Consider the following 10054-nt stretch of genomic DNA (forward strand, 5'->3'; position numbering starts at 1 on the left):
GGCAATTTCATTTATTTTCGAAAATTTCTGTTGCAATCGAAAATCCTTGAGGCCATGCTAGACTTAACGGGCTACAAGCAGGAGGATGCCATGGCACAGGAGCGCGAAAACCATCGCGAGGATGTCGTCGGCCGGGCGAACGTCGAGGACACGCCGGAATTGCTTGCCTATTACGACGAACTGGCGCGCCATAAGGCAGGCGCGCTGTGGACCGTCGCCAACAAGATCGAGCCTTGGGAACCGAAGTCGCAGTCGGTGCCGGTGGTCTGGCGCTATCGCGACCTGCGTACGCATGTCCTTCGCTCGGTTGAACTCGTCACACCGGAAAAGGCCGGACGGCGGGTGGTTTATCTGAACAATCCGGGGCGCACCGACGTGGCCGCCGCGGTCGGCTGGATCTATGGCGGGCTCCAGGTGATGAACCCCGGCGAGGTTGCCTCGGCGCATCGCCACTCGGCCTCGGCGATCCGCTTCATCATCGAGGGCTCGGGCGCCTATACGGTGGTGGACGGGCACAAGATGACGCTCGGCGCGAACGATTTCGTGCTGACGCCGAACGACACCTGGCACGAGCATGGCGTGGAGGCGACCGGCTCGCCCTGCATCTGGCAGGACGGCCTGGACATCCCCTTCGTCAACGCCATGGAAGCCAATTTCTACGAGGTTCACCCGGATCTCAGCCAGGCGGTCGGCTACGCGGTCGACGACATGACCAAGACCTGGGGGAACGCCGGGCTTAGGCCGATGGGCGAGAACTGGACCAAGGGCTACAGCCCGATGTTCAAATACGAATGGGCACCAACCTACGACGCACTGACGAGATACGCGGGCTGCACCGATGGCTCGCCCTTCGACGGCGTGCTGATGGAGTATGTGAACCCGGTGACGAACGGCCCGGTCATGCAGACGCTCGGCGCATCGATGCAGATGCTGCGTCCCGGCGAGCACACAAAAGCGCACCGGCACACGGGCAGCGGCCTCTACCATGTGGCGAAGGGCGGCGGTCATTCGATTATCGACGGCCGCCGCTACGATTGGCAGGAGCACGACATCTTCTGCGTGCCGTCCTGGGCGTGGCACGAGCATGCCAACGGCTCGGATCGCGAGGACGCCTGCCTATTCTGCCTGTCCGACCTGCCGGTGATGCGGGCGCTCGGGCTCTACCGCGAGCAGGCATTCGGCGACAATGGCGGCCTGCAGCCGCTCCTCTGAAGGAAAGATCATGAAACTTGTGACCTATCGCGCCTCGGTCGAGGCGGCGGCAAGGCTCGGCGTCCTCGTCGACAATTTGGTGGTGGATGTGGAGGCGCTCGCCACGGCGCAAGGCACGACCCTGCCCGATACCATGCTCGGCCTGATCGATGCCGGGCGCGGCGGACTGGAGACGCTTCGCGACTGCCTCGGCAGGGCAGCCGGACGCTTCCCGCCCGGAACCGCCACTGCGGTGGACAATGTAAGGCTGCTGGCGCCCATTCCCCGACCGCGCAAGAATATCTTCGGCATCGGCCTGAACTATGTCGAGCATGTCGCGGAAAGTGCGAAGTCGCTCGACACGTCAAAAGACCTGCCGAAGCAGCCGGTCGTCTTCTCGAAGCCGCCGACCACGGTGATCGGGCCTGGGGACGGCATCGAGCACAACAAGAAGATGACGCAGCAGCTCGATTGGGAGGTGGAACTTGCCGTTATCATCGGCACCACCGCCCGCCGCGTGCGCAAGGAGGACGCACTAGACCACGTCTTCGGCTATTCGGTGATGATCGACGTTTCGGCGCGCGACAACCGGCGCGCCGGTCAATGGATCTTCTCCAAGGGTCAGGACACGTACGCGCCGTTCGGGCCGTGCATCGTGACGGCCGACGAGATTCCCGACCCGCAGGTGCTCGACCTGTCGCTGACGCTCAACGGGGTCGAGAAACAGCGGTCCAACACCCGCCACATGCTGTTCAAGGTCGACCACCTGATCGCCGACATTTCGTCGGCGATCACGCTGGAGCCCGGCGACATCATCGCCAGCGGCACGCCGGAAGGTGTCGGCGCCGGGCGCGATCCGCAGGAATGGATGTGGCCGGGCGACGTGGTCGTGGCATGCGTTGAAGGGATCGGCACGCTGCGGCATCCAGTCGTGAACGCAACGCCGGAGTAGACACGTGCCCACGCCGTTCAAGACAGCCGTCGTGCGGTTGGTTCCGGATCTGAGCGATCAGAAGGTCTCTGGCGTCCAAGACAGCCCGCCTGGTGGCTCGAGAGCAGGAGAGTTGCCATGCTGAAGCTTCCAAAGTTCGTTGCCGCGGCGGTGCAAGCCGCACCCGTTTTTCTCGATACGCCGGCGACGATCGAGAAGACCGTCTCCCTGATCCGCGAGGCAAGGACCAATGGCGCGGATCTCATCGCCTTCCCGGAGGTGTTCATCCCGGCCTATCCGTATTGGAGCTGGATCACCGATCCGGTGACCGGCGGAGCCTGGTTCGACAAACTGGCGCGCGCCGCCATTGCCGAGCCCGGTCCGGAAGTCGAAATCCTGCGCAGTGCGGCACGCGAAGCCGGCATCCACGTCGTGATCGGCATCAACGAGCGCAGCACGAGTTCGATTGGAACTCTCTACAACACCCTGTTGACCATCGGCCCGGATGGAACGCTGCTTGGCAAGCACCGCAAATTGATGCCGACCTGGGCCGAAAAGTTGACCTGGGCGCCTGGCGATGGAGCCGGCCTGAAAGTCCACGATACTGCAATCGGGCCACTCGGCGCGCTTGCTTGCGGCGAGAACACGAACACCCTTGCGCGCTACACCCTTCTCGCCCAAGGCGAACTGGTTCACGTCGTCAGCTACATTTCGCTGCCTGTTGCGCCGCCCGACTACGACATGGCGGAGGCCATAAAGCTGCGCGCCATGGCCCACTCGTTCGAAGGCAAGGTCTTTACGATCGTTTCCTGTTCGACCGTCTCGGAAGAAATCATAGCCGCAATGGAAGGTGTCGTTCCGGATGCAAGGGCGCGCCTGCAGCGCAAGTCCAGCGCCTTCTCTGGGGTGATCGGCCCGGACGGGCGCGTGGTTGGCGAGCCGCTGATCGACGAAGAAGGAATCGTTTACGCCGAGATTGATCTCGGACGCTGCATCCAGCCGAAGCAGATGCATGACATAGTCGGCCACTACAACCGGTTCGACGTTTTCGACCTGCGGGTAAACCGCCGCAGGCTGGAACCGATTTGCCTGACCGAAAGGGCGCAGACCTTCGACAGCGATGACGCCGGCTTGATCGAACCGGCACAGCCAGGTGCCCATTCGGCATAAGCCGAAGCCTACCAGTTACAGCAGTCAGACGGAGCGGATCCAGCATGGCGAGCACTTTTCGCATCGGGCAGATCGTGCCTTCCTCCAACACCACAATGGAGACGGAAATCCCGGCAATTTTCCGCACGAGGGAAATATTCCTGCCTGAACGTTTCACTTTCCATTCCAGCCGGATGCGGATGAAGAAGGTGGTCAAGGAAGAGCTCGAGGCCATGGATCGTGACAGCGACCGCTGCGCGATCGAGCTTTCCGACGCGCGCGTCGACGTCCTCGGCTATGCCTGTCTGGTCGCGATCATGAGCATGGGCAAGGGTTATCACCGCACCTCGGAAGCGCGGCTGCATATGCGCACAGCGGAGAACGGCGCTCCTGCTCCAGTTGTCACGAGTGCAGGTGCGCTCGTCGATGGCCTCAAGGTGCTTGGGGCGAAGAAGATCTCGGTGATATGCCCTTACATGAAGCCGCTTACCCAGCTGGTGGTCGACTACATTGAGCATGAGGGAATAGCGGTGAAGGACTTCGTCGCCCTCGAAATTCCCGACAACCTCGAAGTCGGCAGGCACGATCCGAACAACCTGCTCGACATCTACAAGAGGGTCGACACGACGGGGATCGACGCGTTTGTCGCGTCCGCCTGCGTGCAGATGCCTTCCTTGCCGGTGATCGACGAACTCCAGAAGGCGCTGGGCCTTCCCGTCGTCAGTGCCTCTGTCTGTACCAGCTATCAGATGATGTCACGGCTTGGACTGCTCGCCGCGTCACCCGGCGCCGGGGAACTGCTCTCCGGCAGGTATTGACGAGCGCAGGTTCAGTCATAGGCCCCTGGATCGAAGACCGACCCGGCCACCAGTCGGCAATGCAGTCCGGATTTCCGCGAGGCCCGTCCCACCGCCTGATCGCGGTGATCAGCCCGGATTCCTGCGACACGTCATTATTCTCGAAAAAAGAAGAATCTTCGAAAATTTCATTGACAGGCTTATGCAAACGTGAAAACTTAACTGACAAGTAAAGAAATCCGAAACAAGCCGGATCGTCAATGGGAGTTTAGCGATGCTGCAAGAGCGCATCGAAGGACGGTGGCTGGACTGCTTCCGCCGCGTCTTCGTACTAAATGCTATCGGCAAAGGGACAAGGGTGGCGATCCTGTCTGAGACGCAGTCGCGTCCGGTGCTGGTCCACCTGTCGGAACTCGCCCTGCACGATCTCGGTGCCGAATTCTGCATGATCCAGATGCCGACGCCGCGCCAAACGGCGCCGGTGCCGGTGAAGTCCACCGGCACGTCCTGGGCGATCCAGGGCAACCGCGCCGTGATCGAGGCCCTGAAGCTCTGCGAGGTGATCGTCGACTGTACGGTCGAGGGGCTGATCCATGCCCCGGAATGGCCCGAGATCGAGGCGGCAGGACGAACCCGCCTCCTGGTCGTCACGAACGAACATCCTGAAATCCTCGAGCGCACCGAGCCGACGGCCGAGCTCGGCCCGAAGGTGGCGCTCGGTGTGCAGATGCTGCGCGAGGCGAGCGAGATGCGCGTCACCTCGCCTGCTGGTACCGATCTCGTCATCGATTTGCGCAACGCACCCTGCGGCGGCACGCCTGGCTTCGGCACCACGCCCGGCGCTGTGGCACACTGGCCGGGCGGGCTCTGCCTCGCCTTTCCCGGAAAGAACTGCGTGAACGGCCGGATCGTCATGGACGTTGGCGACATGAACCTGACGTTCAAGACGACGCTCACCAGCCGCATCGACTTCACCGTCGAGGACGACTTCGTCACCGCCATCAAGGGCGACGGCGTCGATGCCATCCATTTCCGCGAATACATGGAAGCCTGGAACGACCGTAACGCCTACGGCATGAGCCATGTCGGCTGGGGCATGCATCCGCGCGCCCGCTGGGTCTCGGCCGCCATGTACGACAAGCGTGACATGCAGGCTGTGGAGTTCCGCGCGCTGGCGGGATCGTTCCTGTGGTCCACAGGCGCCAACCAATATGCCGGCCGCTACACGCTCGGTCATTTCGACCTGCCGATGCGCAACTGCACAATCACTCTGGACGGGAACGTCGTCGTCAAGGACGGCCTCCTGCAAGGCGAACTGGCGTCCTGACGCCCTCGGAGAAGACCATGAGCGACATTGCCGATTACTACGACCTCTCCCGCATCCGCCCGCAGGTGCAAGCCAAGCTGCGGCTGGTCAACGAGCTTGGCCGCGATAAATTCGCGTCGCGCGCCAAGGGGATCGACGATGACGCCTCCTTCCCGGTCGAGAACTACAAGGATTTGGCGGCTGAAGGCTTTCTCGGGCTCTGCATCCCGGAGGAATTCGGTGGCTGGGGCTTCTCGATGTTCGAGTATGCCATGGTCGGCGCCGAGATCGGCAAATACTGCGGCGCCACCGCACTGACCTTCAACATGCACAACTCGTCCATGGCTTGGTCGCGCTTCATGTTCGATATGCCGAACCTGACGCCCCAGGAGAAGGCGGCATTCGCGCCGCTGCGCGAGCGCCAGTTCCGCCGCGCCATCGCCGAAAAGGCGATCTATTCGCAGCCGATCTCCGAGGGGGGCCAGAACTGGACCTCGAAGCCGAACCAGACGCAGTGCCGCAAGGTCGACGGCGGCTGGAAGATCAACGGCTTCAAGAAATTCGCCTCGCTGGCCGGCTATTGCGACTACTACACCATCGTTTGCACCGAGGTGTTCGAGGGACGGGAGCCGCGCCACGAGGACACCATGCTGTTCGTCGTCCACAAGGATGCGCCGGGCCTCAGCGTCAAGGGCGACTGGGATCCGCTCGGCATGCGCGGCACCAACAGCCGCGACCTCATCCTGAAGGACGTCTTCGTCACCGAATTGGACCTCTTGATGCCGCGGGGCATCTTCGGCAAGACGCTGCCCAACTGGCCTCACATGATGGTGACCCTTTCGCCCACCTATATGGGTGTCGCGCAGGGCGCCTTCGACTTCATGGTCGACTATCTCAAGGGCAAGGTGCCCGGCCAGCCACCGATAGATCGGCGCATGTATGCGACCAAGCGTATCGCGGTGGGCAAGATGTACGCCCGGCTGGCGAACATGCGCGCGCTGTGGTGGCAGGCTTTCGGCGAGTCGAAAGGCTTTCCGACCAAGGGCGAGGTGCTGCGCATGTACGCCGCGCAATACAACGTTATGGAAGGCGCGGCCGAGATGACGTCGATGGCCATCCGCACCTGCGGCGGCCAGTCGATGCTGAAATCGCTGCCGCTGGAGCGGATGTACCGAGACAGCCGCTGCGGCGCGCTGATGCTGCCCTTCACATCCGAGATCATGGAAGACTACCTCTCGGTGCTGGCGCTCTACGAGATGGACGAGATCGACTCCGCCCCTGGCGATGAAGGCGGCGCCCGCATGTCGCTGTGGCGCGGCGAGCACGGCGCCGCGCGATCGGCCCGGTAGACGCCAATGGCGCGCGAAACGGTTGAGGTCGTCGGCGTCTCAGCTGCCTCGCCGGAGGCGGTGTGGTCCGTCGTTTCGGACTTCTGCGGGCAATGGCACCCGGCCATCGCCACCATCCACGCCGAGCGCGACGCACGCGGCACGCTGGTTCGCGCCTTTACCGCCCATGGGGAGGGTACCGTCTATCGCGAGCAACTCACCTGGCTGAGCGACAGCGACCGCACGCTGGCCTACACACATCTCGGAGGCATTGCCGGCGCGCAATCCTATGACGGCCGCATTGCCGTAGGCGCCGGCGATCATGGCGGCAGCACCCTGCGCTGGAGCGCGCGGGTCGAGGCCGCCTCGCCGCGGTTGCAGGCGATTTGCGAGGGCACGAAGGCGATCTTCGAAGCGGGCATCGCCGCCCTGTCGGAGACATCGCTGGCTACCGACGCGGCGGAGCAGCCAAGGCCCCTGCCCGCCTCTGCCGCCACGCGGGACATAGTCATCGATGGCGAGCCTCGCCTCGCGCTAACGACGACGGACAGCGACGGGCCGCTCTGCCTGTTCCTGCACGGTATCGGCGGCTCGCGCGGCAACTGGCTGCCGCAACTCGCGGCCGCAGGCGGCGTGACGCGCGCGGCGGCACTCGACTTGCGCGGGTACGGCGGCAGCGCGCTCGGGCGAATGCAGTCGACCGTAGAGGACTACTGCGACGACATCCTGCGCGTGAAGGAAGAACTTGGCGCCGATCGGCTGGTGCTGGTCGGCCTCTCCCTGGGCTCGTGGATCGCCACCTCCTTCGCCATGCGCCACCCGGAGATGCTGGCGGGGCTGGTCCTTTCGGGTGGCTGCACCGGCATGTCGGAGGCAAGCCTCGAGGAGCGCGAGACCTTCCGTGTCAGCCGCGAGGTGCCGCTGGATGCCGGCCAGACGCCGGCCGATTTCGCTCCTGCGGTGGTGAAAGTGCTGGCGGGGCCGAACGCCTCCGACGCGGTGAAGGAACAGCTTTTCCGGTCGATGGCGGCGATCCCGTCCGCCACCTATCGCGACGCGCTCGTCTGCTTCACGAATCCCTCCGAGCGTTTCGATTTCTCGCGCCTGACCATGCCGGTGTTGATGATGACGGGCGACCACGACCGGCTGGCGTCGCCATCGGAGATCCGCAGCGTTGCCGGGCGAATACTCGACCAGGCCTCCCGGCCAGACATCCGCTACGAGACCATCCTAGATGCCGGCCATGTCTGCAATGTCGAGCAGCCCGCAGCCTACAGCCGCATCCTGCTGGACTTCCTGAGGAAACTGCCGCGATGACCGCCTTGTCCCGCCGACAGCAAAACAAGATCGAGCGCGAGCGGCGCATCCTGGAAGCCGCGCTGAAGGTCTTTTCCGAAATGGGCTATTCCGGCGCCAACATGGATGCCGTCGCTCTCGAGGCGAACCTGTCGAAGCCAACGCTTTACCAGTACTTCCAGTCCAAGGAAGCGCTGTTCTCGGCCATGATGCTTGGCGAGCGCGACCAGATGCTGGCGGTCTTCGAACATCCTTCCGATCGCGGCATGGTGGCGGACCTGCTGGAATTTTCCTGGGACTACGCCGACACCGTGCTGCGTCCGGACCTCCTGTCGCTGGCAAGGCTCATCATTGGCGAGGTGCAACGCTTTCCGGAGATCGGCCGCGCCTATCAGGAGGTTGGGCCGGACCGCCTGCTGCGCGGCATCATGGATTATCTGCAAGGCCAGCGACGCGCCGGCCGGCTGGCTTTCGACGACGCCGAACTCGCCGCGCAGGATCTATGGGGCCTGATCCTGTCGGCGCCGCGCACGCAGGCCCTCTACATGCCGGACCACTCGCCCTCGCGCGCCGAGATCGCCCGCTATCTGAACAACGGCCTCAAGGTATTCCTCAAGGCCTATTCGACACAGCCCGAGACTGATCTCGCCGAACTCGCACGACTTATCGGCGCCCATTCCCTCAATCAGGTGCAACATGACGCTTGACGATTATATGGCCGACCCGGCCAGCCGCTTTGCCACGGTCGCGATGACCGACACCAATGGGCTGCTGCGCGGGCAGATGGTCTCGGCCAACAGCCTCAAGGGCATTGCCAAGAACGGCATGGGCATGGCCCCCGCGCAACTGGCGCTGGACCCGACCGATGCGATGCTCATCATTCCTGGCGTCAATGACGATAAGGGTGATTTCCACGATGACCCCTTGCAGCTCGATCCCGGTTCCGTCCGCCGCCTGCCGTGGTCGAAGGCCGGGCATGACCTGCTGGTGCTGTCGAACTACACCGGTGCTTCATCACAGATATGCCCCCGCGCGATCCTGAAATCCGTTCTTGCCCGTGCCGGCGAAGCGGGGCTGGTGCCGAAATACGGAATGGAACTGGAATACACGCTGTTCGACGAGACGCCGGAGAGCGCGAAGGCGAAGGGCTATCGCAATCTCAAGACCGCGACGGCGCATGCAAGCCACGACCTGATCCTTTACCAGGTCGTCCAGACCGAGTGGTACGAGGCCGTGGCCGCCATGTGCGAGCCGCTGAAGATCGACCTCGCCAAGATGCACGAGGAAATCGGCGCGGGTTTCATGGAGGCGTGCATCGGCGCCGGCGAGGGCATGGAGCCGGCCGACCAGCTGGTTCTCCTGAAGAACTTCATCCGCGCGCTGGCGCTGCGGCAGGGCCGGTCGGTCACCTTCATGCCGCGCTGGAACGAAAAGGCGGATAGCCAGTCGATCCACCTGCACATCAGCCTGAAGGACAAGACAGGCAGGTCCCTGTTCTGGGACGCGAAGGAGAAGAACGGCGTCAGCCGCACTTTTCGCCACTTCCTTGGCGGGCTGCAGGCCTATGTCGGTGACGCGACGCTAGTTTTTCAGCCGACGGTGAACAGCTACCGGCGTTTCGCCCCCGGCACGTTCGCGCCGCCTGGCCTGACATGGGGTTTCGAAAACCGTACCACCTGCTTTCGCCTCGTCGGTCATGACGCGGGGTCCCTGCGGGTGGAAAATCGCCTGCCCGGCGCAGATTCCAATCCCTACCTCTCGGCCGCCGCAACCATCGCGGCCGGGGTCGCCGGCGTCATCGGTGAGATCGAGCCAGATCCCGAAACCATCGGCTCGGGTTATGCGCAGCAACCCGCCCGCGACTTCGCCCGCTCGATGCCGGATGCAATCGACCGGCTGCGCGGCTCCGCCTTCGCCAAGGACTGGCTGGGCGCACGCTTTGTCGAGGCGTTCACGGCCACCCGCGAAAGCCAGCACAACGAGTTCCGTCGCAAGGTTCCGGACGTTGAGCTGGAACGCTTCTTCGACCTGGGGTGAATGACCATGGATGCCGATC

At 63.5% G+C, this 10054-nt stretch carries 9 protein-coding genes; all 9 read left to right on the plus strand.

What is annotated here, in order from left to right:
- The first annotated feature begins 90 nt into the window (after positions 1 to 90).
- The 9 genes from EN780_RS04230 to EN780_RS04270 all read left to right on the plus strand — a co-directional run bounded on the left by EN780_RS04230 (position 91) and on the right by EN780_RS04270 (position 10035).
- Complete coding sequence (locus tag EN780_RS04230) at positions 91 to 1212, plus strand: cupin domain-containing protein (RefSeq protein ID WP_128272284.1); 1122 nt, start codon at positions 91 to 93, stop codon at positions 1210 to 1212.
- A 10-nt stretch (positions 1213 to 1222) separates the two neighbouring features.
- On the plus strand, positions 1223 to 2143 hold the full coding sequence (locus tag EN780_RS04235; protein ID WP_128272286.1) for a fumarylacetoacetate hydrolase family protein: 921 nt from the start codon (positions 1223 to 1225) through the stop codon (positions 2141 to 2143).
- 117 nt (positions 2144 to 2260) lie between these two features.
- On the plus strand, positions 2261 to 3292 hold the full coding sequence (locus tag EN780_RS04240) for a carbon-nitrogen hydrolase family protein (protein ID WP_128272288.1): 1032 nt from the start codon (positions 2261 to 2263) through the stop codon (positions 3290 to 3292).
- Positions 3293 to 3336: 44 nt separating this feature from the next.
- Entirely contained in the window at positions 3337 to 4089 is a 753-nt protein-coding gene (locus tag EN780_RS04245) for an Asp/Glu racemase (RefSeq protein WP_127404780.1), read from the plus strand.
- Between the two features lie 253 nt (positions 4090 to 4342).
- Positions 4343 to 5395 carry a peptidase M29 gene (locus EN780_RS04250; RefSeq protein ID WP_128272290.1) on the plus strand — a complete coding sequence of 351 codons (1053 nt, stop codon included), beginning with the start codon at positions 4343 to 4345 and terminating at the stop codon, positions 5393 to 5395.
- A 17-nt stretch (positions 5396 to 5412) separates the two neighbouring features.
- Positions 5413 to 6723: an acyl-CoA dehydrogenase family protein gene (locus tag EN780_RS04255; protein ID WP_127283482.1), complete on the plus strand. Its 1311-nt coding sequence runs from the start codon at positions 5413 to 5415 to the stop codon at positions 6721 to 6723.
- Between the two features lie 6 nt (positions 6724 to 6729).
- Positions 6730 to 8019 carry an alpha/beta fold hydrolase gene (locus EN780_RS04260; protein WP_128272292.1) on the plus strand — a complete coding sequence of 430 codons (1290 nt, stop codon included), beginning with the start codon at positions 6730 to 6732 and terminating at the stop codon, positions 8017 to 8019.
- Positions 8016 to 8705: a TetR/AcrR family transcriptional regulator gene (locus tag EN780_RS04265; protein WP_128272294.1), complete on the plus strand. Its 690-nt coding sequence runs from the start codon at positions 8016 to 8018 to the stop codon at positions 8703 to 8705. The genes EN780_RS04260 and EN780_RS04265 overlap by 4 nt, the downstream gene beginning before the upstream one ends.
- Before the next feature lie 7 nt (positions 8706 to 8712).
- Positions 8713 to 10035: a glutamine synthetase family protein gene (locus tag EN780_RS04270; protein ID WP_245499867.1), complete on the plus strand. Its 1323-nt coding sequence runs from the start codon at positions 8713 to 8715 to the stop codon at positions 10033 to 10035.
- Positions 10036 to 10054 lie beyond the last annotated feature (19 nt).

The sequence above is a fragment of the Mesorhizobium sp. M4B.F.Ca.ET.089.01.1.1 genome, assembly GCF_004022605.1.
In the GTDB taxonomy this organism is placed as follows: Bacteria; Pseudomonadota; Alphaproteobacteria; order Rhizobiales; family Rhizobiaceae; genus Mesorhizobium; species Mesorhizobium abyssinicae.

Coding starts and splice junctions, on each gene's coding strand:
- EN780_RS04255 (WP_127283482.1), top strand. CDS start 5,413: ATGAGCGACATTGCCGATTACTACGACCTCTCCCGCATCCGCCCGCAG.
- EN780_RS04230 (WP_128272284.1), top strand. CDS start 91: ATGGCACAGGAGCGCGAAAACCATCGCGAGGATGTCGTCGGCCGGGCG.
- EN780_RS04265 (WP_128272294.1), top strand. CDS start 8,016: ATGACCGCCTTGTCCCGCCGACAGCAAAACAAGATCGAGCGCGAGCGG.
- EN780_RS04270 (WP_245499867.1), top strand. CDS start 8,713: ATGGCCGACCCGGCCAGCCGCTTTGCCACGGTCGCGATGACCGACACC.
- EN780_RS04240 (WP_128272288.1), top strand. CDS start 2,261: ATGCTGAAGCTTCCAAAGTTCGTTGCCGCGGCGGTGCAAGCCGCACCC.
- EN780_RS04235 (WP_128272286.1), top strand. CDS start 1,223: ATGAAACTTGTGACCTATCGCGCCTCGGTCGAGGCGGCGGCAAGGCTC.
- EN780_RS04260 (WP_128272292.1), top strand. CDS start 6,730: ATGGCGCGCGAAACGGTTGAGGTCGTCGGCGTCTCAGCTGCCTCGCCG.
- EN780_RS04245 (WP_127404780.1), top strand. CDS start 3,337: ATGGCGAGCACTTTTCGCATCGGGCAGATCGTGCCTTCCTCCAACACC.
- EN780_RS04250 (WP_128272290.1), top strand. CDS start 4,343: ATGCTGCAAGAGCGCATCGAAGGACGGTGGCTGGACTGCTTCCGCCGC.